Here is a 26,113-nt window from a genome sequence, read left to right as displayed (position 1 = left end):
TTGTGGCATTATGACACTCCATCACGACACAACATGACACCATCAAGTAGCGAGGCACCCTCGTCGGATTATTCGGCAGACCAATGCAACCTAAAATGCAGGTTAATGAGGTATAGTTTGTTCCATCAGAGAGTTGTAGACACTAACTCGCTACTCTTCTGATCTTTTCAGGCACTGAAATTGGTGAATAATCCACCACAGAACTGAGGTGAAAAAGCCGTTGTAAACCGGACTATATTTACAGACAACTACCTCCTAAAGGGTATACAATCACTATAAAAAAAGTGATATTTCAGAAACCAGATTTCCTCTTTTGGAAACCGACTGAAAATTGTTTTTCATTACTACCTACGGATATCGTCTTCATTCCCATCCTGGCGGATAAAAATGATCAATTCAAAAAAACAACAACAAACCACTTAACCACCCATATTCGACAACTTAACAACACAATCCAGGTTTCATTTATCCTTTCGTACGGAACAAAAAACAGCACAACAACAAAAAAACCACTATTATTATATACCGTGTTACTACCGGTTTCATTTCGAGTCGCCCGAACAGCTATCCTCACCCGTTGTTTCAGTCATCATTTGACTGATGACGTTCCTGATCTGAGGTCGGGACCATTTGCACAGATCTCAATCTGCGATAGAGGGACGGGTATTCCAAAAACCATTCTTGAGCGGATTTTTGAGCCCCATTTTACCACTAAAGACGTTGGTAAAGGCTCAATTCTCGATCTGGCAGTTGATCAGCGACAATTATAATTCCCCCCTAACGACAATTATTTTTCCCGGAAAATTGTGATCCGATTATTCATATCTCTCAAAGGAGGGATATGAATGGTCACAGACTTTCAGGTGAGAAAATTGAAGAAATATTTAAGTCAGGGAAAAACATTAGAGGTCGCATCACTGAAGGCTGGCATGGATGAAAAAACTGGCCGCAAGTATCGTGATCTTGAAAAGTTACCAAGTGAAATTAACGCTGAACGAATACGAGATTGGCGAACTCGAGACGACCCTTTTGATGATGTATGGTCCTCGGTTACACCATTTTTAGAAAGCAATGACGCCCTTGAGGCCAAAACACTTTTCTGTCACCTGCAACGACTTCACCCTGGCCGTTTCAGCGATGGTCAGCTTCGGACTTTTCAACGTCGAGTAAAAAACTGGCGTGCTACAGCAGGCCCTGGTAATGAAATTTATTTTCCGCAAAAGCATCACCCTGGCAGATTAGGCCAATCAGATTTCACCCATATGGATAAATTGCAAATTACTATTGCAGGCCAGCCATTTGATCACCTGGTATTTCATTTTGTTCTGACCTATTCAAACTGGGAAACGGGGACAATATGTTTTTCAGAAAGTTTTGAGAGTTTAAGCGAAGGACTGCAACAATGTCTTTGGCAACTTGGCGGTGCTCCCGAGCAACACCAAACGGATAGGTTGTCAGCTGCGGTAAATAAACCGGAAAATCTTGAAGAGTTTACTCGTGCATATCAAGGGTTATTGGACCACTACAATATGCAGGGGCGTAAAACAAATCCTTCCAGCCCTCATGAAAACGGAGACATTGAACAGCGCCATTATCGTTTTAAGAAAGCAGTTGATCAAGCACTAATGCTGCGAGGTAGTCGGGATTTTACTACGCGACAAGAGTATGAACTGTTTTTGCAGAAGCTGTTTGCACAACTTAATCGCAATCGTCAATCACGATTTCTCGAAGAACAGGCAGCCTTGAAACCCTTACCTTCGAGTAAGCTTGATACATGTACGCGTTTTGAAGTGAGAGTCGGACCGAGCAGCACTATCAGAATAAAACACAAAGTCTATTCAGTTAACAGTCGTCTGATAAAAGAAAAGGTCAACGTTCGCCTGTATTCAGGGCATCTGGAGATCTGGTATGGACAAAGTCATATTGAAAATATTCCGAGGATAAGAGGCAGCAACAAGCATTATATTCAATACCGTCATATCATTGACTGGCTGGTTCGCAAACCTCGGGCGTTTGAAAACTACAGGTATCTGAATGATCTGTTTCCAACCAGCAGATTCCGGATGGCCTATGATACTCTTGCTCAACAGCACTGTGTTACCAATGCTGCCAAAGAATACTTGTCAATTTTACAACTTGCTGCTCAGAAAAACGAGACAGCTGTCGATGATGCTCTGCGTTACTTGATTGCAGAAGAAGAACCAATAAATGCTACTGAGGTACACAAATTTCTTTCCTTGAAACAGCCGGCTGAACCTGTCACTGACGTATCGGTGCAGACTGTTACCCTTGCTGGTTATGATCAACTCTTAGAGGAGGTCCACGGATGAATCAAGCAGATAATGTGGTTACTCTGGAGAGGTCGTTAAAGCAGCTCTATCTATCAACTGTTCGAGCCTGTTATCGGGGCGAGGCTGAGTTAGCCAGGCAGGAATCACTGAGCTATGAAGCGTATCTCCAGGAGTTGGTTGTTCGAGAATGCGAAGAACGTCGGCACAAACGCATTGCGAGATATTTACGGGAATCCAGGCTGCCTCTGGAAAAAAGCCTGGCCTCGTTTGACCAGACTCGCCTTCCTGCTAAACTTCGTGGCTTGGTGAATAGCCTGTTGGAAGGTTCTTTCCTTGAACGATCTGAAAACATATTGGCCTTTGGAAATCCCGGTAGTGGCAAAACCCATTTGCTTTGCGCGATTGCGCAAGAGCTGATTAACAACGACAAGCGAATTCTCTTCACGTCCTGCAGCTTGCTTGTTCAAGATTTATTGGTGGCCAAAAGAGAACTTGTGCTACCCCGAATGCTCAAAAAAATGGTGAAATATGACGCGTTACTTATCGATGATATCGGTTACGTCCAGCAAAGCCGGGAAGAGATGGAGGTGCTGTTCACTCTACTGGCATACTGCTATGAACGAAGCAGCATCATGCTCACCAGCAATCTACCTTTTTCACAATGGGAAAAGATTTTTAAAGATCCGATGACCACTGCTGCTGCTATAGATCGCCTGGTTCATCACAGTGTCATCCTGGAGCTCAACCTCGATAGTTACAGGCTAAAAAAGGCAAAACAGAACTTGGAGGCAGGTTAATGCTCCTCAGTACCGGGGGCTCTGCCCCCAAACCCCCGAGGTTTAACGCATTGAGGCCATATGGATGGAGAAAAAAACAAAGACCGAGCAGTAACGCTCGGTCTCCATCCTTACGGCATTCATCTCGGCGCTCAGGTCGCTCCTCAGCGTTGCCCTATCCTCCGGATGAGTATTGAAATGTTACTTATGGAAATTTGTTTTAGCAAGAAGAAAAGTGATATTTTACCGTTAAAACAAAGTGTTAAAAGCGAGATGAGTCCGGAATTATAATTGTCGTCAACCCGGAGTTATAATTGTCGTTGAACAGGCAGTGGTGTATTGGATAATTTAAAACCATGGAGATTGTATTAAAATCAGTGACAGCACACCACAGGGAACATGTTTTAATGTTTTTCTGCCGATTGCTGAAATCGATACGCGCTTTCAGGATATTATGAACACGGAAGATCCGGAAATAGTCGGCGGCAACGAATGCATCCTATTGGTCGATGAGGAAGTCGCGATTCTTGAGATGAACAGTAAACTCCTGAGTAGGCTTGGCTATTGGGTTGTATCTACATCTGACAGTTAAAATGCCCACCGTGAAACCTTTCCTTACCTGGAGTAGAGTCACGTTTGCGACAGAACCTCCAATCATACCCATTCCGCCGAAGGCTGTTACTGAGGTGTGGATTCTTTCAATAGAAGAGATTCATTAATGAACCGAACATGAGATGCAGGGATCATAGGCCCTTATCAACATTGAGGCCAAGGTCTCAATTTCCGCATCGCCTAGCCCCTGTCTCGACAGTTCCGCGGCCAGGGCTTCAAGGTCATGTTGAATGTTGGCATGATTCTGCCCTGTGGGGATAACGCAGTCCGCTTTGATAATCCTACCATCATCGTCAAACTCATACATATGATAGAGAATACCACGCGGCACTTCCACGGCTCCAACACCTACAGCGGCACGTGGCTTTATATCCTCAATTCTGCTCTCCTGACAGGGGGAATCAAGGGTTTCGTCAATGAGAGAAAGTGAATCCTCAACCACATGCATACACTCTATCAGTTGGGCAAGCGTATTTATGTAAGGGTTGTGTACCACCGGCATGAACTTGAATCTTTCGGCCATGCTCCTGGCGCGTGGATGGAGAAACTGGAAGTTGTTATTGAGACGTGCCAGCGCCCCGACAGCGAAAGAAGACCTGGACAGTTTGCTCCATTTAGAGGTTGATTGTTCGACTATATATTCATTGGTCATTTCCTTGTATTCGCTCTCCTGCTTGTGTACGCCGTCGGATGACATCAGGTCGCCGCCAATGAATGGATATGTTGTTACACCTTTTAAGGATACAAATTCCGTCTCTCGGACAAAATCAGGGATGGAAAAGGAGGCAAAGAGATCTCCTGTCTTTTGGAGATCTGGAATTACGCCTAGTAGCCGCTGCCTCAGCAGGTTGAGTTGGTTCTTCTCCGGCAGCATAGTGAATCCCCCGACTACAGTCCGGATGGGATGCAGGCGCCGTCCGCCAATAATGTCACATGCGTCATTGGCCAAAAGCTTAATCCTGGCGGCTCGCTGTATTTCTTCCGGATTGGTCTCAATCAGCGGCAAGACAGAACCCGTTCCCAGAAAGTCAGGCGCCACCAAAAAATATATATGAAGGATATGACTCTGTAGCGTTTCCATGTGTTTGAGCAGTAGACGAAGCCGGGTTGTCTGCTGCGAAGGGACCAGGCCGAAAGCATTCTCCACTGCCCGGATGCTGGCCAGCGTGTGACCGATAGAACATATGCCGCAGATGCGACCGCAGATATATGGGGCATTTTCCCATTTTTTCCCAATAAGCATCGCCTCGAAAAAACGCGGTGTTTCCACTATCTCCCAAACTGCTTTAGTCACTTTGCCGCCGACAATCCGGATATCTATATTGCCGTGTCCTTCCACTCTGGTTAAGTGGTGGATGTGAATATTGCTTGTCACGTTCATGATGCTCAGTGCCCCTGTTTTATATCCGATATCTGGTAAAACCGGTGCCGTTTTTTAACGTACATCATTGTGGCTTCCTGCGTTTGGGGTGACCCGCAATTGCTGACGCAGACTAGCGGCCACCTCGGCAAATCCTCCGAAACATTCAAGCCGGTCTAATACCCGTTCCGCCTCAATCCCGTACTTCTTCATGACCTCCTGCATCTGCTTGATATTGGCAACTTCTGCAGGTCCTCGGCAACCCCAGCAGCCAAACCTATTATTGGGGCACCAGGCATCACACCCTGCTCGGGTCACTAACCCAAGGCAGGGTTCTCCCAGATCGAAAAGGCAAATATTCTCATTTGCTTTGCACTCCATGCAGACAGGATATTTGGGGTGTTCTATTGTTTTGCCAAGAACCAGGTTGACAACAATCCGTTCAACCTCACCTTTTTCCACAGGGCAGCCGAATATCTCAAGGTCCACCTTGATATGGGCAGAAAGCGGTTGCGCCTCCCGGGTAGCAATCGAATGATCACCGTATACACTTTTCTTAACCCATTCCTGATCGAGAAAACGGTTCTTGAGTTGATTTACCCCCCCAAAGCAGGCACAGGATCCGAATGCGACAAGAAGTGCTGCCTGCGATCGGATGCCTTTCAACCGCATTATCTCATCGTCACGCGTGACGCTGCCCTCAACAAAGGCAATGTCATAATCATCAGATCGTTCGGTCATTCCTTCCCGAAACTGGACAATTTCCACCAGATCAAGAAACTCAAGCAACGTCGCTTCGTTATTGAGAAGTTGAAGCTGACAACCCTCGCAGGATGAAAGCTCAAAGAAACCAACACGCGGTCTGTGGGCCGGAACGCCGAGGTAGGTACGATTCTCGTTCTTCATATGGCCTCCTTCAGATTCATAACCGACCAGTAATCAAAGACAGGGCCTTTGAGGCAGGTATAGGTTGAACCGATGTTGCAGCGGCAGCATTTTCCCCGGCCGCAATGCATCCTCCGCTCCAGGGAAACAAACATATGTTGCATAGGCAGGCCTGCTTCCGTCAACATATCACAGACAAACTTGAACATTACCGGCGGACCGCAGACAATAGCATACGTTCTCTGCGACAAGGCCTGCCTTGGTAAGATGCGATCCTTCAAAATCTCGGTAATGAGACCGACCGGGCCATCCCAGGTGTTGTCGGTCTGATCAACCGTAATCTGCACCTCAATATCAAAACGGCGCCAAGCGTCATACTGATAAGTAAAAAGCAACTCTGATGGATTTTTTGCGCCATATACCAGGTCAACCGCACCATAGCGACTTCTGTTCTCCAGGACTGCAAGCAAAGGTGAACGTAGCGGAACAATTCCCAGCCCCCCTGCAATAAACAACATGTCAGCCCCCCGCATGGCTTCAATGGGGAAGGACGTTCCAAAAGGACCGCTTATACCCACCTGAATACCGCGTTCAATACGGTGGAGAAAATTGGTCAGATTGCCGACTGCACGTATACACAGCTCGAAATCACCTCCTCTGACGGGACTTGATGAGATGGAAAATGGAGCCTCGCCAATGCCAGGTAATTCCAGCATGACAAACTGTCCTGGTTCAAAGGTAAATGATTTACGTACTGCAGGGTCAATTAATTGTATTTGGAATAGTTTTTCCGTCCTGGTCAACTGATAGACATTTGTTATTTCAGCAGAGTAGCTGTACTCATAACTTGCCAGATCCTCTCTGCGCCGGTGGCGGTGACTGCTAACTATCAGGTCTGACTGCGGGCTGCCTTTAATCATTCTGCTGTGCCTCCTGTCGAATACTGCCGATGACTTCCGGTACTGTTATCCCGGCAAGACAGGCCTGGCCGCAGCGTCCACAGCCGACACACAACGCCTCCTCAAAGGCCTCAACAAAGCCACGATGCTTATGATAATATCTGTATTTTAGCCTGGTATGACTCTCCGGTCTAAAATTGTGACCTCCAGCCACTTGAGCAAAGTCAACAAGGTTGCAGGAGTAGAGATGTGCCTCCTTTCTCGCCCCTTTCAAGTCAATATCCACTGATTCCTGAATGCCGAAACAGTAACAGGTTGGACAGACATTGGCACAGGTTCCACATGACAAACACTTATCGCCCCATTTCACCCACTCTTCAGACTTGAACTCCATATCAAGGATTTTGGAGAGGTCAGTGGTATCAACATGGCAGGTAAAGCGTGTGTTTCTTTCCTCAACAGCCTGTAAAAACATGGCATGTTCGTGGTTGGTCGCCTCGGTAGTTCTGATATTTTTCAGTATTTCAAAAGCAGTCGCTGACTGAATTTCGACAAAGTATTTATTCCCAATATCGGTCAAAAACATATCAAAACCGTGCAGTACGCTGTCTGCGTCCATAGATCTGCAGAAGCAATGTGGCTGAGGCGCACATCCCACACCAATAATGAACATATTTTTTCGTTTGCCGGCATAGTAGGGGTTGGGATAAACGCTTTCGAGCATCACCTTGTCGAGTCGGTTCAAGGCATTGATGTCGCACGCATGCATTCCGAAAAATACATTCGGATGATAGTGATTGTAGTCAACATTTTTCTCCCAGCCGGATTCGTTGACTGTAAAAGTGGAAAGTGTCTCCTGGTAGGGCAGAAAGTATTTCTTGGGGGATTGGGAGGTGCTGGTGTATTCGAGATCGAGTTCGTCGAAACTATTCAGCCAATCAAAGGCCCAAATAGGGTTGCCATCTTTTGAGATCGCTTTGCGGGTTGGACCGACTATTCGATTGATTGCCAGAATTTCGAAAAGAGAGGCAAGTTCATCTTTTGGCAAAACATGAAAGAGCATATCTACCCTCCATCAATGCATCAGAAAGGGAATCAACGTATACTCATTAGTATATCTTAAGAACAACTAATAGTACTATAGATAAATTGAGGCGCGTACTAAGGCAGTTATTGGTTACAGCAAATTGATTTTAAATTAAGTGATATAATTACTGCAGATTGTGCGCTGTATTGGCGACTCAAGGTAAAATATCCAGCTTACATATTTATGCTTACCACTAATCTTCAGCGTGCAAGGGAGAGGGGTAACAGCTCAAAGCCGCTACCCCCCTCAACCGCTTGAAATTAAAGCAATTTATTGAATACACCTTTTTTTGTCAATCTGCGACGCCTCACACCTCACGCCTCACCTTTATAAACTGAAGATTAGTGATAATCATATACCTTTATGCCAGATGCCCCTACAACCATATTATTTATTTATCCCAGAAATGGCAGGCTACTTGATGATTCTTCCCCGCCTCAACCAGGTGAGGCTTTTCCTTAGCACAAATAGCTTTGGCTATAGGGCAGCGTGTCCTGAACACGCAGCCTGATGGTGGAGTCAGGGGAGATGGAAGATCACCTTCAAGCACTATGCGTTGTTTATTTTTCTCCAGCTCCGGATCAGGAATAGGAACAGCTGATATCAACGCCTTGGTATACGGATGTTTCGGTTCATCATAAAGGGTTTGCTTATCGGCAACCTCCATCACATTGCCAAGATAGAGCACCATTATCCGATGACTGATATGTCGTACAATGGACAGGTCATGGCTGATAAATATCAGCGAGAGCCCAAAAGATTGCTGCAGTTCCTGAATCAGGTTGACAATCTGCGCCTGGATAGAGACATCCAGTGCTGAGACAGGTTCATCACAGACAATCAGTTTAGGGCGTAGAATCATCGCTCTGGCAACGCCGATACGCTGGCACTGCCCACCTGAGAACTCATGCGGATAACGATTGATCATCTGAGGCAGCAACCCAACCTGCTCCATGATCTCTGCGACTTTTTCCTTTTTCTGCTCATTAGAGAGTTGGGGATAATGTACAGTGAGCGGCTCAGCTATGATATCACCGATAGTCATTCGTGGGTTGAGACTTGCCAATGGATCCTGAAAAATGATCTGCAGATTCTTACGATAGATGATCATCTCTTTTGAAGGCAGCCCTTCCAGATGCTTACCCTCCCAAATCACCTCACCCGCTGTCGGCTCAATAAGCTGCAGAATACCACGACCAAGAGTCGACTTTCCACAGCCTGACTCACCTACTACCCCCAGGGTTTCGCCGGAATACAGCTCAAAGCTGACATCATCAACAGCTTTTAATGGCATAGGCGGCACAAACAGTTTACCACTGGAAATAGGAAAGTAGACCTTCAGGCCGTTGACGGTGAGGATTGGCTCCTCTTCTCTGCGTTCTGATTGATTCTTCATTTCAACTTCTCCAGATAACATGCCTTTTTACGGCCACCTGTCAGCTCTACAAGTTGTGGAGGCTGCGACTGACACTTCTCCATCACATATTCACAGCGGGGAGCAAAACTACAGCCTGCTGGCAGGTTTTGCAGATTAGGGGGCTGGCCGGCAATGGTATACAGAGTTTTACTACTCGGATCATCCAGTCGCGGCATGGAGTCAAGTAACCCTCGTGTATACGGATGTTGTGGATCGTTGAACACCTCATGTACCGTTGCCTGCTCGACAATACGACCGCCATACATAACGACCACCCTGTCGCTGACACCGGCTATCACCCCGAGATCATGAGTAATCATAACCGTGGCCATATTCAACTCTCTGCCAAGACGGGCAAGAAGTTCTAAGATCTGGGCCTGAACAGTAACATCAAGTGCGGTTGTAGGCTCATCTGCAATCAACAATTTTGGTTCACAGAGAAGCGCCATAGCGATCATTACACGCTGGCGCATACCGCCTGAAAATTCATGAGGATACATGCGGTATCGCTGTTTCGCCTCAGGAATACCCACCATGTCAAGCATCTGAATCCCGGCAATCGCTGCATCCTCCTCACTCATGCCACGATGCTCCATCAACACCTCGGACAGTTGTTTAGAGATCCGCAGATAGGGGTTGAGCGAAGTCATAGGATCCTGAAAGATCATTGAAAACTCAACACCGCGCAGGGCATTCAGTTCAGCCGGTTTCAATCCCAGGATCTGCTTACCTTCAAAAAATGCATTGCCCTCAACCCTGCCATTCTTAGCCAGAAGGCCCATAATAGACATGAACACCTGGGTTTTTCCGGAGCCGGATTCCCCTACAATGCCGAGACACTCACCCGCCTCTACCGAGAAACTCACATCATTTACGGCACAGACTTCGCCATCATGGGTATGAAAACGTGTTGTCAGGTTCTGTACATCAAGCAACATAATTATCTATCCTTAGGATCAAGGGCATCACGCAAACCATCCCCGATAAAATTGAAACAAAAGAGTGTCACAGCCAGGAATACTGCAGGAAATACAAGCATCCACGGAGCAGATTCCATCTGTTTTGCACCTTCAGATATCAGAACACCCCAGCTGGTCAGCGGTTCCTGAACACCAAGCCCGAGAAACGAAAGAAATGACTCGGTCAGAATAACCTGCGGAATGGTGAGCGTCATGTAGACGATAACCGGCCCCAGGACATTTGGGATGATATGTCTGGTGATAATTTTCCAGTTCGAAACACCTATTGCATGTGCCGCTTCAATAAACTCTTTTTTCTTCACCGAAAGCGTCTGGCCGCGAACAATCCTGGCCATTGTCAGCCACTCGACCGCACCAAGCGCCACGAAGATAAGAAATATATTTCGTCCGAAGAAGACCATCAGCAGGATCACAAAAAACATAAACGGCAGAGAGTACATAATATCAACAAAACGCATCATGACATTATCTACACGGCCACCGATAAATCCGGCGGTGGCACCATAGGTAACACCGATAACCAGACTGACCGTGGTGGCAATCACTCCGACCATAAGCGAGATGCGCGCACCGTAGAGAGTACGTACAAATAAATCACGGCCGTTACCGTCTGTACCGAACCAGTGTTTAAGCTCAGCGTTAGGCGCACCGGGAAAATCATACCCCCAGTCAGGATCATCAAACGGCCAGGGTGACAGGAACGGTGCAAAAATCGCCAGAATAACAATAATCCCAAGCAGTATCATTGAGACAACTGCAGCCTTATTATGAAGAAGGCGGCGAAGTGCATCCTGCCATAAGCTTCGCCCCTTCACATCTTCTGTAGTATCAAGACCATTCAATTGGTCTTTCATAAATGGAGTAGTAGTAGCCACTTAGTCAACCTTCACTCTCGGATCGAGGAATCCATAGATAAGATCCACAATCAAATTCAGCGCCATAATGAGCACGGCATAGAAAATAACAACGCCCATCACCACGGGGTAATCACGATTGAGTGCCCCTGTAACAAAATACCTGCCGATCCCCGGAACATCAAATATCGACTCGATAACAACTGATCCGGTAATGACCGCGGCTGTTGCCGGTCCTAGATAGGATACAACAGGGAGCAGGCCGCCCTTTAAGGCATGGCGTACAACAACTACTTTCTCTGCCAAGCCCTTTGCCCTGGCTGTGCGAATAAAATTTGCGTTCATGGTTTCAACCATGCTGCCGCGAGTCAACCGGGCAACATAGGCAATCTGTGGCAAAGCAAGTGTTACGACAGGAAGTATCTGATTCTTCAATGCCCCTCCACCCCAACCGGCAACAGGAAGCCACGAGAGATACACCCCGAAGATGAGTGCGAGCAGGGGCGCCATAACAAAGTTGGGTATTGCTATACCGGTCATTGCGGCCCCCATAACCATGTAATCGAATCTGGAATTCTGATTGAGGGCTGCTATGGTTCCGGCTGTCACCCCGAAAAGTATTGCCAGCAAAATTGCTGACATTCCCAACCGCAGGCTTACAGGGAACCCGGCAACAATGAGATCGGTCACCGTAAAATCCAGATACTTGTAAGATGGACCAAAATCTCCCTGAGCAATATTCACGATATAATCGAAATACTGTTCATACACAGGTTTATCAAGGTTATACGCCTTGAGAATATTAGCCTCAATTTCCGGCGGCAACTGCTTTTCCCGGTCAAATGGTCCGCCAGGAGCAAGCCGCATCATAAAGAAGGCTATGGTAACAATAATAAGAAGCGTTGGAATGGCACTTCCGAGTCGACGTACAGCGTAGGCAAACATACAAAACTCCCTGAGTATGTCCTGTATCGAAAAAAAGGTAGCTGTTCAAAAAACAGCCAGGCGCGTGAAACAGTGGTTACTCCCGCGCCTGGCAAATGGCAACTACTTGAGGGTTATGTATCTCCAGCGATGGATATCTTTTGCATTATCTTCAAATCCAACAACTTTCTTTGATACAAGGTTTTTAGACACGTAATGGTAGATAGGAATTACAGGCATATCAGCCATGGCCTGAGCTTCTGCTTTATACATCAACTCACCACGTTTTTTGAGATCTGCTGTAACTTCAGCCTGCTTCATCAGGCTATCAAATTCAGGATTAGAATATCTTCCATAGTTGTTTGCACCAGTACGGGTCTCAAGCAGATAGAGGAAATTCTGGGCATCATTATAGTCTGCAATCCAACCGGCACGGGCCACCTGGAAATCACCCTGCTTCAGATCAGCGTAATGAACCTTTACTTCTGCATTGTGAAGTTCTGCTTTCACGCCTATCGCTTTCCACATAGACACAACTGCTACGGCAATACGCTTATGGTTTTCTGAGGTGTTATAGCGAAGAGTCAGTTCCAATGGATTATCAGCAGTAAAACCAGCATCCGCGAGTAATGCCTTCGCTTTTTTAACTCTCTCTCCGTATGGTACATCTTTCCACTCAACTTCTGCAGGTTTTGAATAATGAGAAACTCCTGGAGGTACAAACGAGTAAGCTGCCAGTTCACCGGTCTTCAATACTTTGTCTACAATGGCTTCACGGTTAACCGCCATGGACAGTGCAGTACGTACACGAACGTCGGTGAAAGGCTCAACTGATGAGTTTATCGGATAATAGTAAACACCCATGTATGGAGCAATGCGGGTTTCCTCAGGCATATTCTCACGAAGCCAGCCGATCTGGTCTGAAGAGAAATCCATTGCAACATCGATCTCACCTGCGCGGAAGCGTTTTTGAACGGCCGCACGATCTTCCTGAGTAAAGAAGGTAAGCGCATCAAGATCAATTGCAGCTACATCATAGTAATTATCGTTTTTGGTAAGTTTCACATGGGTATTCGGCAGCCATTCAACAAGCTTGAAAGGTCCGTTAACAACCATGTTCTCAGGTTTGGTCCAATCTTTTCCCACCTTATCGATTACATGTTTTGGTACCGGATACGCGGTGTAATGGGTTAACAAATCCAGAAAATATGGTGCAGGACCAACAAGTTTTATTTCCAGGGTATAATCGTCAAGCGCTTTAACTCCGAGGCTACTTGCTTCTGCTTTACCAGAGTTAACAGCCTCTGCACCATCAATTACATAGAGGAGAGATGCATACTCAGCAGCAGTCTCAGGAAGAAGAATACGTTGAAGAGAAAAAACAAAATCATTTGCAGTAAGTGGAGTTCCATCAGACCATGTAGACTTACGCAGCTTAAATGTGTAGGTAGTCAGATCTTCCGAAATTGTCCATGATTCAGCAACACCTGGAACAGCCTCAGCCTTTGGATCTTCGGTGGTCAAACCAAGGAACATATCACCAACAATATAGTTTTCCCATGTTCCGCTTACTTTATGCGGATCAAGTGAAGCTGGCTCACCCATAGCTGCGACACGAAGTGTACCACCCGCATAGGCTGTTCCCGCAGTCATCAGTGCGAAAACACATGTTGCATAGAAAACATTCCTGAGTCCAGACATATTCCGCCACAGTTTCCCTTTCATGAATCTCCTCCAATGTTGAATTTATACCACAACTACATACAATTAAGAGTTTGATAACAATGACTTGCTACTTCTTCCAAAAGCATATGTAAACGTATTCAACTGATCTCGCAAGCGCTAAACAAACATAGTTTATTCAAACGAAACCAGAAGTATTTGAATATTTAAGATAAACTCATCATTAGCGTAATATCAAATAATTTTCATCGTATAGACAGTGACATACACAGGATAGTGCTTAACAATATTCCTCAATTGCGTGAACAAGCCGTTAAATCATCACTGATGCTATGATAGCACACTGTACATGTTAGGAATAAGACAAAATTTACTGAATATTATTTCTCTGCTCCTTGCGCATCCGGTTCAATATAAAATGTATTGAACCGGAGCGTATCGAAGTACTTACTCAAACAACACGCCGGGAGCAAAAACACCATTGGGATCAAAAGCAGTGCGAACCGCCTTCATCATGTTTAAAATCTTAGGCGCATACTGAACCTGCAGCATCTCTTTCTTCATTCGACCTATCCCATGCTCGGCTGCCACCGCGCCTCCCATTGTCACAACGTTTTCGGCCCAGGCAAGGTAGAGCTGCTTTGAGCGTGCCAATTCTTCCATATCCTTTGGCAACAGGTTTACATGAACATGATTATCACCAATATGACCAAAGATAACGCTGTCTATACCAGAAGATTCCAGCCCCTGACGGTACATAGCAAACACCTCTCTCAGCTTATCATTGGGAACTGCCATGTCTGTACCAACCTTATGAAGCCCGGGAAATTTGAGTTTTCTCCGGCCAATTATACCATTGACTGCTTCGGGAACAGCATGTCTGAAAATCCGCTGTGCAGCCATTTCTGCAGGCTCCATCGCTGCCCAGGTATCGTCAAGGCTGAGACCACTCTGTTCAAGTATTTCTTCAAGAGGTATACACGCCTCTTCTGTCTCTTCTTCTGTCCCTGAAAACTCAAAGTAGACACCGCAACCCTGCCAGTTTGGTAAATCGGGGATATGGCTTCCCGCCCCATCCTGATCTTTCTTCTCTTTTATTAGCTGAAACGCTGCCGGATCAAAATATTCAATAGCATCAAAATTCACATCCGTATTGGAGCGGGAATTTTCAACCAGTCCAAGTGCAGTCTCTTCATCCGGGGCAATCACCAGAACCCCGACAGACGCTTCAGGCCGTAAAGAAAGGTACAGTTCAATCTCGGTAATAACTCCAAGCGTCCCCTCACTCCCGATAAAAAGGTCGATAAGATCCATACCTGCCGCCAGTGGATAACCAAGGGTGGCCTTTGTGGCCGGCAATGACACCTCGCCCGACTGAATCTCTTTTTTTGACCCATCGACTTCGTGCAAGACAAAACACCCACCTTCGGCAACAACATCGCCCCGGCGTATTTTCAACAGCCGCCCATCAGCCAGGATCACCGTTAAGCCGCGAACCCATTTTCTGGTCGCCCCATAACGATAGCTACGTGCTCCTGAAGCGTTGGTCGCAACTATGCCGCCAATATGCGCCGAGGTCTCTGTGGGATTAACCGGAAACCAGAGCCGTAAATTTTTGTCAGCTATGCTCGCACTGGCTTCCTGATGTTCTGCACTATCAAAATCTCTGCATTCATTAAAATCATTACGCATAACCAGGCCGGTCAATCGCGCCAGTGACATACCCGGTTCTACCCGAATAGCATACGCATCACCTTCCTGCGCTAAGCCTAGAGGGCTCTTTAACTGATCTAGACAGAGAATCGATGTAACACCCAGCGGGACCGCACCTCCTGCAATACCAGTACGACCAGCTGAAATTACACACGAGTGCCCTTTACTGATCATATCCTGCACAGCCCATACAACTTCTGCTGTAGAAGTTGGTACATATATAGAATGAACATTCTCTGCGCGGAGCTTACTTTCATCTCCCAACAGCTCGGTATATCGTTCATGAATTATTGACTGATCGCTTATAACGTTACACTCCGCAGCCTCACAGCTAACTGGCTGGATTTCATTCATTGAAAACTCCTTAGTAGTATTTCCTGCAGTGGCAGCCACATTGCCCTATTTTTTTAGCAATCTGTTACCAAGGATATTTTGCCCTTACCTGTCAGGATATTTATGCTATTTATTGTAAGTTGACTTTGATACCATGTTTGAAATTGACCCGCAAACCTGCAAAGAGTACAATTTCCGCTGTCTAACCAGATTTTTTTATATACATGCAACTAATCAACTAGGAAAAAGATATGAGCTTACAGGAAACTATCAAGAGTGGCCTAAAGACATCGATGTTAAGTAAAGACACTGCCCGGACTGGTGTTATCCGTATTCTCATCGGCGAGTTCCAACGCCAGCCTGAAAAAGAACTGGACGATGATAAAGTAATCGGCATTATCAAAAAGCTGATAAAATCAGAGCGGGAACTCATCGCAGCCGGAGGAACGGGAGATGAGGAATACATTGCAATTCTTGAAGGATATCTGCCACAACAGGCAAGTGAAGAAGATATCCGCAACTGGATTAGCGACAATGTCGACTTTTCCCAATTCGGCAATAAAATGCAGGCTATGAAACCAATCATGGCTCATTTCGGCAGCAGCGCTGATGGAAACATCGTGAAAAATATTCTTCAATCCCTGTAACACTTCTGAAAAAACATACGCTTTAGCCAGACACTTCACCTACAGAAAATACTCTGCGGGTGAAGGTTCTATTGATATTTCTCCACTCATATCTTACCCAGAGCATTACGAACTGTAATGGCCAGTGTCTTCATCACCACCGGCTTCATTATATAGCTGCTGATCCCCATTTTCAGCGCCTCTTCTTCTGTAATCTGTTCGCTGAAACCGGTACATATAATAATTGGAATGTCTGCCTTAAGAGCCAGGAGCTCTCGTGCGAATCTATCTCCATTCATATGCGGCATCGTCATATCAGTAATAACCAGATCATATTTTTCAGAGTTTCTTGCAAAGGCCAGCAACGCTTCAGAACTGCTTGTATATCCTGAAACTGTATAACCAAGATTGGTGAGTACTTTTTCTGCCATATCCACTATTGCCGGTTCATCATCAACAAACATTATCGATTCATTGCCTGTTGGCAGCAACTCATCAGCAACTGTTGCACGCGTATCTACATCCGGTTCTATTGTTGGCAGGTATACTGTAAAAACACTGCCTTTCCCGACTTCACTTTCTACAGTGATTGCGCCCCTGCAATCCTTAACAATGCCATGAACCACAGAGAGCCCCAGTCCGGTCCCTTGACTTTTGGATCTGGTAGTAAAAAATGGATCAAATATTTTCACCTGCAACTCTTCAGGAATACCGACTCCGCTATCTTTCACCGTTAATCGAAGAAACCTTCCAGGTTCAACATCAAGATGCATGGATGTAATCAGTACAGAATCCAACTCAACTTCACTCAGTTCGATCTCCAAAACTCCGCCATCACCCATGGCCTTGCCTGCATTTGTGCAAAGATTCATCATAATCTGATGAATCTGGGTCGTATCACTCAACACATAACTATCTGAATAAAGTGAATTACGTATCTCTATGGAGCTGGGGAGCGAAGCGCGCAACAATTTGAGCGCTTCCTTGATTATAAGCGATGCCTGAACAGGTCGCTTTTCCTCTTTTGATTTGCGGGCAAAGGTCAAGATCTGCAAAACAAGATCTTTTGCCCGATGTCCTGCCCGAAGGACTTCACCTATATTGTACCGTACTTTTTCATTCCCTTCGAGTTGGCTCAGACTAAGCTCTGAATATCCCATTATTGCTGACAAAATATTATTAAAGTCATGAGCAATCCCACCTGCAAGCGTACCGATTGCCTCCATCTTCTCTGATTGGGCAATTCGTGCCTCCATAATCTTCCGCTCCGTGAGATCACGTATTGCAGACATTCGAACATCTCTGCCCTGAATCGTGACCTCTCGAACATGCACCTCAATGGGGAAGGTGGTGCCATTTTTTCGACGCCCAACAGCTTCGTAAGAACTTGTCAAACTGTTCTCAATCCTATTCTGCACCTCACCAACTGACTCTTTTGCAAGGATTACCGAAACAATATGTTCTCCAGCCAGTTCCTCAGGAGTGTAACCAAACATCTCAAAAAACATTTCATTGGCATGTGAAAGCACACCCTTTTCATGTATCAGAACAGCTTCCCACGATGCGTTTGCAAGCTGCCTAAAACGCTCTTCACTATCTCTCAGGGCTGCCTCAGCTCTGATTCTTTTCACCATATTTATGCAAAGAAACAACACAGTGGCCAGCAAAGTGAGTATAAAGACAATGACCACCCAGAACTGTACCTTATATTCTTCATACGACGAATACGGCTTGTTAATGATATAGCTCTCTGCCGGGAGAGATATTTCATTTATACCAAATCGCTCCAGCTGGATATAATCAAAGATAAACCTGTTACTGCCCTTCATCTTCACCGGAATGTCTGCGGGGGCAACCCCATTCAGAATTTTCAGTCCTGTTTCAGCCATCTCCCTCCCCTGATACAAACCACTTATCACACTGCCACCTACTACACCCTTTCCGATATTAAACTCAAGCAGACAATAGACTGGGACGTTGCTTGACGCAGAAAGCATGGCACCTATCTTCTCGTAGGTATAATACCTCCCATCCCGGTCGGAGAAGTACACACCGAATAACACCAGAGCGGTTGGAGGCAAATTTGAGATTTCCTGCATCAGCTCAGAAATTGAAACGTTTTCGGAATGACGTATATGTACCTTTGGGGAGATTCCCTTGAGATCCTTTTCAATGTTGTTAGACCAAGCACGCCCTGTAATAAGGTAATCATTGATGACATATAGCTCAGTCGTTTCAGGGTGAAGACTTAAAGCAAGATCAACCGTTTTTCTGGCAGAGAATATTTCTGCAACCCCTGTAAAATCATTCTGTCCCTCAAGCTGATTTGGATGAAAGTCGTTTACTCCGCAAAATGAAACTGGGACATCAGGAAACAGAACGCCCTTATATTTTCTCAAAAAATCAAAAGCATTATTGTCTGAAGAGAGGATAAGCGACAAATGAATGTTAGCGTATTTAACCTTGAGGTATTCGAAAAATTGCCGGTAATACTCAGGACTGTGAAAAACCTTTGTATCCATATTCTCTATATGAAGATCCAGGTTATTCTTATCGGGTTGCAAAACCTCTTCAACACCTCTTACGATGTCGGCTACCCATGTCATGCGCTGATCATATGAATTAAGAAGAAGTACGTGACGGATCTCTTCCAGATTTTCACCCTCAGTTCCCACCGATACACTACCTGATAACAACAGGAGAAGAACACCCATAACAATACCGCTTAACGTACGCATATATTTCATTCACAATCTCAATAGAGCAGATATTCACCTGATAGAGTTATAGAGAGTTCCCTTCTGAAAACGGTGCTTTCCATCTAACTCTTCATTGCTCTCAAATATTTATCCTCGGGTGAACGACAATAAAATATTGAACACACAATGCTGATCTTGAGTCAGTTGGTACTTTTCGGATGAAAACCGGATAGACGAGCAAATTACACAAAAGGGCATCAGCCACTATGTAAAATCGTAGCAGAAAGAGGTATGACGGGCAAGTGAGAGGATTGCTTTTATTTTGGATACAAAAACTGCAAACACAACTATTTTTCGATATACGATTAGTTTATTTGCTTTGGGAAGATCGTGCGAAAAGAAATGAAAAAGATAGGAAAAGGGGAAAAAAACTACGACCAAAGAAAGCAAAAGAATCCAGGCGGACCAAGCTGCCAGATAATTTGCCCGTTCCAGCACGGAATCTTTTGCTTTCTCTGGAGGATTTCACCTTCATGTTATACGTTTCCGAGGAGGTTGGCATACATATAACACCGTACCTTAATATTCCAGGACCGGTCGAAAATGAAAGAAAAACCTGGTTGGCCAAGCTGTAACCTGTTTCTGCACCCCACCAATACAATAAGGCTATAGCTTGACTAACCTGGCTTCGATAACATCTATACAGTATGCATCTTCTCATGCTGTATGCCCTTATATAGCAAGCGATGTGCCACATTATCATTTTAGAGTTTAATAAAAATCACTCCACTCCAGCACCGGTTGACAAACTCCAAAACAAATGTCAGTTTATCGGTAACTTAACCGAACTCAGACATATCTTATAACTAGAATTTTTTTTTATTATTTTCGGTTTTGCACATCCGATTAGCACCATTTACCAATTAACGCCTCTAAACAGGCTCGAAAAAATGATCCTTTCCACATATCTAATCTGCAAATTCGGATTATTGTGCCACCTCAATTCTAACCGCAGCAGGTTAACAGGCTCGCACAAGCAGTTAAAAAAACCCGTACCACCTTGTTATATTGTTACATTTTTACGATTTATACATTCCGGATCGTCTGAAATAGGCCATCCTAGAATCAAGTCTGAATTATCAGACATATCTATAGAAAAGTATAAAAGAGAATTAAGAAACCACGTTTCTACAAATAGTTGCGAGGCGACAATCACCCTTCCCGATATTCACACACTCACCTGCAGCGGAAGTCCTATGGCCTGAATATTCAGGCTTCATCATTACTCCCGAAATAGACCTAACATTTACACAGAGTTTCGAACACATACACGGATATATCAAACAAAACACGCTATTCAGACCAGATAGATTAAATCTGTTTTTTCAGACTGCATTCTGCCCATATCCATATGGCCATTTTCAATCACCTGTATCGCACCAGCAATTGAGTTCAGGTTCCTACTAATCAGTACCTGCCACACCAGTGCATTAAAAAAAAACAAAAGAGGTTGGAATCGGACTCGCTAACATGATAAGTTACCGGTATAACATTATTGCTGTTGCAGTATGGTCGATACAACGCAGATACGCATATACATTATTCATCAGGAGACCACTATGGCTTTACCTAAAGATATGTATCAGTGTCAGATCCCGAATTGCGGTTATGTTTACGACCCCGATAAAGGCGAGCCCAAAACGGACACCCCTCCGGGAACAAAATTCGAAGATCTCCCAGATGACTGGTCCTGCCCATTCTGCCAGGCTAGCAAAAAAAGCTTTAGACCACTCGCCGGCCCTGGCTCAGTGCTTGCGGATGGAATCTGAGCGGATTACACATCCTGGGAATTAAGGCTGAAAAGAGTGAAGGCCACTGCATGCCAACAGTGGCCTTCGGTAGGGAGGAGAATGATTCACTAGTTTTTCATAGCCCTGCCATAGTGCTTAACAGGGCCCTCAAAAATCTAGACGCCCGGGGTACCTTCGGTCAAAGCCTCGGGCCAGCGGCGTTCAGCCACTTCGTCAGTTGAGTAATCCGGAAGAATAATCGGGGCAACCACCGGGTTCTCAATACCTGCATCAGCAAGCTCCTGCTCAAACTTCACTACATGATCAAGACTGAGGTCTTTAATATCAACACCACCCTGAACATATTTGGCCGCACCGATTCCCGCACGACGACCAAAGGTGATGATATCCTGCAGACTATTACCCATCAGGCGGTTTTCGCCATGAACACCACCGATTACCTCACCGGCACCGTAGAGTCCTGGAAGCTGAGTCTCTGAATCACCGTTAACGTTGATGCCACCATTTTGATAATGCAGAGTCGGGTAAACAAGCATCGGCTCTTTACTGATATCGATACCATGACGCTCAAACTGAATAAACTTGGCAGGTAATTCTTTACGAACACTACCAGGACCATGCAGTTCTTCAATCATTGGGGAATCAAGCCAGAGTCCTACACGACCGGTCGGGGTCATGATGCCAAGGCCTTTTTCCATTGCTTCCTGAATAAGCTCTGCAGATTCAACGTCACGCGGCTCAAGAGGGAAACAAAACTGCTCACCATTCACGTTAAGAACATGAGCACCGAGCCCGCGAACCTTCTCTGTGATCAACAAACCGACATTCTGCTCTGGGTAGGCAACTCCTGTTGGATGGTACTGGGTGGAGTGCAGTGATTTATTGCCGATACCTGCACGGTATGCCATGACAACACCGTCCATGGTCGCGCCGTAATGGTTTGTTGTAGCAAAACCTTTGACATGCAGACGACCAAAACCACCGGTTGCCATAACTACAGCTTTTGCCTTAACAATTGTGAATTCTTTGGTCTCCATGTTGAACAGGATACCACCGGCACACTTGCCCTCGCTATCAAGCAGCAACTCGATCACCGGTGCAAACTCTAAGATGGTAATCTTATCTGCACGGTTACGGGCTTCATCACGAACAACACGCATGATCTCTGCACCTGTCATATCACCGGCAGACTGCAGACGTTTTCTCGAAGAACCACCGCAATGGCGAACAACTGTGCGGCCGTCCTCGTGCTTGTTGAACATCATGCCGAGGCTCTCAAGCCACGAGATAGAAAGCGGTGCGTCTTTTGCCAGAGCAGCTACCAGGTCACGCTGATTTGTAAAATGCCCGCCACCAATGGTATCGAGAAAATGATAGTATGGAGAATCGACTTCCTGAGTTGCCGCCTGAATTCCACCTTCAGCCATAATAGTGTTTGAGTCACCATGACGCAGTTTATTGGCAATAATTACATTGCAGCCGCCTTCCGCTGCCATAATCGCCGCTGAGGTACCTGCACCACCACCACCAATTACTAAAACATCGGTCTCAAGGTCAACCTTGCTGAGATCAACAAGACCAGGACGAACAATAGATTTTGACATAAGCAGGTTAGCAACGCCTTCCTGGAATATGTCGCCTTTATTCGGGCCTACCAGCACTTCTCTCTTGGCGTCTTCTTGATAATCAGGATGATGTTTGCCAAGGACTTCTTCGCGTTCGGCCATACTGAGAGCAGGAAAGTGCTCGCTTCTACGGGCCATGGCCACACGCTCTGGGCGGGTAGCTTCTACTCGTTTAATCAGTTCTTTTAATTCGGGTGTGTATCCCATGATTATATACTCCTTCTTCCCGGATGATCGATAGAATGGTTATTAAAGATGACTTGTGTCTTGTGGCGCCCAGGATCCGGCTTCAGCCATATCCGGTTCACGCTCACGAGCTACATAACGCTTCTCAAGATCCTCTTTGGACATTCCACTTAATTCATCGAGCATAGGATCAAACTTGCCCGCTTCAATGTCGGTCACCCGGTTTTTCAGATGTTCAGCCTGTGGCTGGATGTAACGTGCGAATACACGACGAGCCAGCTGAGCAACATGATACTGAGGGATTTCACCCATACAGCGACTTGCGCAGAGACCACACTGAATACAGTCAAAAGATATTCTCGCAGCTTTCTCAATATTGCCCTGCTTAAGCGCAGAAACATAACCAAGAACATCCACATCCATCGGACATGCCTTGGTACAGAGGTTACAGGCTACACAGCGAAACAGTTCAGGATAGAGGGCATGGATCGCGTCAGCTGCCTGCCCCATTTCTGCAAAATTGTACGTTGCCCTGTTTGCAGGGAAAAACGGAATCTGAGCCAGATACATATCTGCTTCGACAACCGTTTGACAGGCCAGGCCAAAATGCAATTTGTAGTCACCGGCCATACGAAACACTGTAGGACATGCGCCACAAATACCACCACGGCAACCAGCGCCACGAAGAAAGCGAAAGCCTGCAAACTCCATTGCTTTCATTATGGTCAGTGTCTCGGGTACCTGATACTGCTTGCCCATTACATAAATCGGAATCGTTTTAGCACCTTCAGGTAAAATTGCACGATCCCCTGTCGCTACTTTGGGTGTTTTCGAAATCTCACACATGGTTGTTCTCCATTTACTCGCGAAATATAGTCTATATATTCAAGGCCCACCTAAGCAGCGGCCAGGCAGTTCCTGCTCTTTAACATTTCCAGACTCATGTCATCATTGAGTTCAAAATGACAGACTTCCTCATCAAGACCTAATGCGACTGCCAGGAGCTGAGTAAAGTAGTAGGTCGGGATTGTGGTAGTAATTTTCTCTTTGGCAAGCATCTGCTTCTGCTGTTTTCCGAGATTGTACTCACAGAGCGGACAGCTTGAAGCAATTGCCTCGATACCTTCACCAGCAGCGGTATTCAGAATGTTCGCAGCAGCACTGTTTTCTCCAGCCTCGGCTCCAAGTATCTGGTACGAACCGCAACATTTATCTGCGGCAGCGAAAGGAACAACGGTTGCTCCCAGTGCTTCCAGCATGCCACTCATGAGTTCATAACTACCGAATGGTTCGATACCGACATCAGCAGGACGCTGCAATGTACATCCGTAATATGCTCCGACTTTGAGATCAGTAAGCGGTGATTTCACCTGCTCTTTAATCTTCTCCCAGCCGACCTGCTCTTCGAGAAAAGTGAGGTAATGTACAACCTCGACTTCACCTGCGTAATCGATCTCGTCATCCATAAAGCGATTGATAGTATCACGCTTCACTTCATCTTCACGCATCAGCTGATTTGCACGTGCCAGGGTGTTATAGCACATGGAACAAAGGGTCACGAGTTTGTCGGCACCCTGCTCTTTTGCCCGAATAAGGTTGCGTACCGGCCCAACCATATGGATAAGGTCATCCGCTGTCAGTGAATAGACAGCGCCACAGCAGTTCCATTTGTCGATTTCTTCGACTTCAACTCCAAGTGCTTCCAGAGAAGCAACTGCTGCCTTATCCAGATTTTTGGCTTTGGTCTTCAGGGTACAACCTGGATAGTAACTGATCTTCATTGCTCTCCTTAGCTGGTCAATTTTCTGAATCCGGCGACCATGGCGATCTGCGGAAGATCCGCTATGGTTTCGGCCGACATTTGTGAAGGCTCAATTTTATTTTTGCCTGTTCGCAGTGTCTGCTGTCGTAATGCCTCCATCACCTTGGCGATATCAATTCCGCGAGGGCATTTAACAGTACAGGCATGACACGATGCACATTTCCAGTAGGTGTTGATTTCGGCCAGCTTGTCCTGTAGGCCAAACTGTGCCATATGCATCACCCTGCGAGGACCGTAATCCATCTCTTCTGTCATGGGACACATACCGCTACATGTCGCACATTGCATACAGAGCTTTACATTTTCCCCGCTCAGCTCATTCAGTTTTTTGATCGACTCCACTGACAGAGTCCCTGCATTCATCTTCAATGTCATTTCCCTTCTCTTTTCCGGAAACAGAGTTTCTATCCCCGATAGCATTAGCAGACAGCGTCAGCACCTTGATACACCATCAGAACAGGTGAACGCACCGTATTTACATGGTGTTGGCCCATGTATGATGTTCCTGATTGTTGGTCCCGTAACTTTAGCAAGACACACTGCTCTCAAAAAGCACTTTTAGACTTCGACCAGGAAGCAAGAGACAGACCAGTCTAAACATTAGACCATTTTGACGTATTAGTATTAACAGATTACGAATCACAATTCAACATCGTTTAAAATGCACTATATCATATAGTTAGACTGTATCAACTGAATGAGCCCTCATTCTTAAGTGGAACAGTACTCAGATCTTTCCTTCAAATCACTCCCCAACTATCACAATCGAGTTACCGGTGGTTCATTTCAAACAGGCTCTGTAACCGGCAATAAAATCCAGATCATGCATGACATCGCACCACCTTGAATTTCTCAATACTTCGTGTCACCCTCTTTTGTTCCGAATGGGTTAAACACGTACAGCAACACATTACCCCACAACATATTGATATGCTATTGTTATCACTTACAATCCCAGCCACACCGGTTCGCATGAGCAAAAGCTTTCCACCTGTAATTACGAGGTATTTAGCCAATATTGTTTACATGAATTACAATATTATGTAACGTATCGCATACATTGCCGTTTATGATTAACCATGCTCACCAGGGCAATTTGAACTACAGCCAACGACTGATATTATGAATGCACGAATCAGCCCGCCAATCTGGAACGATGTAGAGCGCAGAAAGCCAAACAGCTGCAGACGGAAAACACCTGACAGAAGAAATAGCGTCGAGCGAAGAGAAGATCCAAGAAATGGTCGGACGAAGAAACGTACATTTACAGCGTGGATACGATCCATAACCAAAGGCAGGATTGGGGTAGACAGGCGTAAAGGCCTTGAACAGCGGATCTATGAACGGCGCAATAACGGGTTTCGTTCACTGCTTACACAAGAAGAGATAGACGCCCTGCTAAGTTAAGCTGAATTTCATCACCAAAATACAAAAAGGCGCCTGGATCATTGTGATCCAGGCGCCTTTTTTACTTTCTTAAAGCGCAGATAGCATCATTATCTGCAGACTATTTTCTGCTCCAGTTCATCA

General features: G+C 45.7%; 23 protein-coding genes. 8 read left to right on the top strand and 15 right to left on the bottom strand.

Going from position 1 to position 26,113, the window contains the following annotated elements:
* The first annotated feature begins 284 nt into the window (after positions 1-284).
* The 5 genes from FCL46_RS25730 to FCL46_RS25710 all read left to right on the top strand — a co-directional run bounded on the left by FCL46_RS25730 (position 285) and on the right by FCL46_RS25710 (position 3,659).
* Complete coding sequence (locus tag FCL46_RS25730; protein ID WP_136808796.1) at positions 285-770, top strand: hypothetical protein; 486 nt, start codon at positions 285-287, stop codon at positions 768-770.
* Positions 771-845: 75 nt separating this feature from the next.
* Positions 846-2,330: an IS21 family transposase gene (gene istA / locus FCL46_RS25725; protein ID WP_136810869.1), complete on the top strand. Its 1,485-nt coding sequence runs from the start codon at positions 846-848 to the stop codon at positions 2,328-2,330.
* Positions 2,327-3,088 carry an IS21-like element helper ATPase IstB gene (gene istB, locus FCL46_RS25720; protein ID WP_136810868.1) on the top strand — a complete coding sequence of 254 codons (762 nt, stop codon included), beginning with the start codon at positions 2,327-2,329 and terminating at the stop codon, positions 3,086-3,088. The genes istA and istB overlap by 4 nt, the downstream gene beginning before the upstream one ends.
* Before the next feature lie 60 nt (positions 3,089-3,148).
* The gene (locus tag FCL46_RS25715) at positions 3,149-3,358 is read left to right on the top strand and encodes a hypothetical protein (protein ID WP_136810867.1); all 210 of its coding nucleotides are present in this window, start codon (positions 3,149-3,151) and stop codon (positions 3,356-3,358) included.
* A 163-nt stretch (positions 3,359-3,521) separates the two neighbouring features.
* Positions 3,522-3,659, top strand: a complete 138-nt coding sequence (locus FCL46_RS25710) for a hypothetical protein (protein ID WP_153307136.1) — start codon at positions 3,522-3,524, stop codon at positions 3,657-3,659.
* Positions 3,660-3,782: 123 nt separating this feature from the next.
* On the opposite strand, the gene FCL46_RS25705 is transcribed toward FCL46_RS25710, so the two are convergent.
* The 10 genes from FCL46_RS25705 to FCL46_RS25660 form a co-directional block, all read right to left on the bottom strand.
* Positions 3,783-5,060 (bottom strand): Ni/Fe hydrogenase subunit alpha, encoded by a 1,278-nt coding sequence (locus FCL46_RS25705; protein WP_136809337.1) that lies wholly within the window; start codon positions 5,058-5,060, stop codon positions 3,783-3,785.
* A gap of 54 nt (positions 5,061-5,114) precedes the next feature.
* Entirely contained in the window at positions 5,115-5,945 is an 831-nt protein-coding gene (locus FCL46_RS25700) for an NADH-quinone oxidoreductase subunit B family protein (RefSeq protein ID WP_136809336.1), read from the bottom strand.
* Positions 5,942-6,844 (bottom strand): FAD/NAD(P)-binding protein, encoded by a 903-nt coding sequence (locus FCL46_RS25695; RefSeq protein WP_136809335.1) that lies wholly within the window; start codon positions 6,842-6,844, stop codon positions 5,942-5,944. The genes FCL46_RS25700 and FCL46_RS25695 overlap by 4 nt, the downstream gene beginning before the upstream one ends.
* Positions 6,837-7,886, bottom strand: a complete 1,050-nt coding sequence (locus FCL46_RS25690) for a 4Fe-4S dicluster domain-containing protein (RefSeq protein ID WP_136809334.1) — start codon at positions 7,884-7,886, stop codon at positions 6,837-6,839. Before FCL46_RS25690 ends, FCL46_RS25695 begins: the two co-directional genes overlap by 8 nt.
* A 415-nt stretch (positions 7,887-8,301) precedes the next feature.
* On the bottom strand, positions 8,302-9,306 hold the full coding sequence (locus FCL46_RS25685; RefSeq protein ID WP_136809333.1) for an ABC transporter ATP-binding protein: 1,005 nt from the start codon (positions 9,304-9,306) through the stop codon (positions 8,302-8,304).
* On the bottom strand, positions 9,303-10,265 hold the full coding sequence (locus tag FCL46_RS25680; RefSeq protein ID WP_136809332.1) for an ABC transporter ATP-binding protein: 963 nt from the start codon (positions 10,263-10,265) through the stop codon (positions 9,303-9,305). Before FCL46_RS25680 ends, FCL46_RS25685 begins: the two co-directional genes overlap by 4 nt.
* A 2-nt stretch (positions 10,266-10,267) precedes the next feature.
* On the bottom strand, positions 10,268-11,161 hold the full coding sequence (gene oppC, locus FCL46_RS25675; RefSeq protein ID WP_136809348.1) for an oligopeptide ABC transporter permease OppC: 894 nt from the start codon (positions 11,159-11,161) through the stop codon (positions 10,268-10,270).
* A gap of 21 nt (positions 11,162-11,182) precedes the next feature.
* Positions 11,183-12,106, bottom strand: a complete 924-nt coding sequence (gene oppB / locus FCL46_RS25670) for an oligopeptide ABC transporter permease OppB (protein ID WP_136809331.1) — start codon at positions 12,104-12,106, stop codon at positions 11,183-11,185.
* Positions 12,107-12,208: 102 nt separating this feature from the next.
* Positions 12,209-13,810 (bottom strand): peptide ABC transporter substrate-binding protein, encoded by a 1,602-nt coding sequence (locus FCL46_RS25665; RefSeq protein WP_217909522.1) that lies wholly within the window; start codon positions 13,808-13,810, stop codon positions 12,209-12,211.
* Between the two features lie 405 nt (positions 13,811-14,215).
* Complete coding sequence (locus FCL46_RS25660) at positions 14,216-15,835, bottom strand: FAD-binding oxidoreductase (protein WP_136809330.1); 1,620 nt, start codon at positions 15,833-15,835, stop codon at positions 14,216-14,218.
* Between the two features lie 230 nt (positions 15,836-16,065).
* On the opposite strand from FCL46_RS25660, the gene FCL46_RS25655 reads away from it, so the two are divergent.
* The gene (locus FCL46_RS25655; RefSeq protein ID WP_136809329.1) at positions 16,066-16,461 is read left to right on the top strand and encodes a GatB/YqeY domain-containing protein; all 396 of its coding nucleotides are present in this window, start codon (positions 16,066-16,068) and stop codon (positions 16,459-16,461) included.
* Positions 16,462-16,547: 86 nt separating this feature from the next.
* Here FCL46_RS25655 and FCL46_RS25650 read toward each other — a convergent pair whose 3' ends face one another.
* Complete coding sequence (locus FCL46_RS25650) at positions 16,548-19,187, bottom strand: hybrid sensor histidine kinase/response regulator (RefSeq protein WP_136809328.1); 2,640 nt, start codon at positions 19,185-19,187, stop codon at positions 16,548-16,550.
* Between the two features lie 1,571 nt (positions 19,188-20,758).
* Here FCL46_RS25650 and FCL46_RS25645 point away from each other — a divergent pair.
* A complete protein-coding gene (locus FCL46_RS25645) occupies positions 20,759-20,968 on the top strand; it encodes a rubredoxin (RefSeq protein WP_136809327.1) in 210 nt (69 codons plus the stop codon).
* A gap of 137 nt (positions 20,969-21,105) precedes the next feature.
* Here FCL46_RS25645 and FCL46_RS25640 read toward each other — a convergent pair whose 3' ends face one another.
* Genes FCL46_RS25640 through FCL46_RS25625 form a run of 4 tightly spaced genes read right to left on the bottom strand, consistent with a single transcriptional unit; the run spans position 21,106 to position 24,958 of the window.
* Positions 21,106-22,782, bottom strand: coding sequence for an FAD-binding protein (locus FCL46_RS25640; protein WP_136809326.1), 1,677 nt, complete (start codon positions 22,780-22,782; stop codon positions 21,106-21,108).
* Between the two features lie 42 nt (positions 22,783-22,824).
* Positions 22,825-23,607 carry a 2Fe-2S iron-sulfur cluster binding domain-containing protein gene (locus tag FCL46_RS25635; protein WP_136809325.1) on the bottom strand — a complete coding sequence of 261 codons (783 nt, stop codon included), beginning with the start codon at positions 23,605-23,607 and terminating at the stop codon, positions 22,825-22,827.
* Between the two features lie 50 nt (positions 23,608-23,657).
* Positions 23,658-24,542 (bottom strand): CoB--CoM heterodisulfide reductase iron-sulfur subunit B family protein, encoded by an 885-nt coding sequence (locus FCL46_RS25630; RefSeq protein WP_136809324.1) that lies wholly within the window; start codon positions 24,540-24,542, stop codon positions 23,658-23,660.
* A gap of 8 nt (positions 24,543-24,550) precedes the next feature.
* A complete protein-coding gene (locus FCL46_RS25625; RefSeq protein WP_217909521.1) occupies positions 24,551-24,958 on the bottom strand; it encodes a 4Fe-4S dicluster domain-containing protein in 408 nt (135 codons plus the stop codon).
* 747 nt (positions 24,959-25,705) lie between these two features.
* On the opposite strand from FCL46_RS25625, the gene FCL46_RS25620 reads away from it, so the two are divergent.
* Complete coding sequence (locus tag FCL46_RS25620; RefSeq protein WP_136809322.1) at positions 25,706-25,990, top strand: hypothetical protein; 285 nt, start codon at positions 25,706-25,708, stop codon at positions 25,988-25,990.
* Positions 25,991-26,113 lie beyond the last annotated feature (123 nt).

It is taken from the genome of Desulfosediminicola flagellatus (assembly GCF_005116655.2).
Classification (GTDB): Bacteria; Desulfobacterota; Desulfobulbia; order Desulfobulbales; family Desulfocapsaceae; genus Desulfopila; species Desulfopila flagellata.
This window is presented reverse-complemented; position numbering and strand designations above follow the sequence as displayed.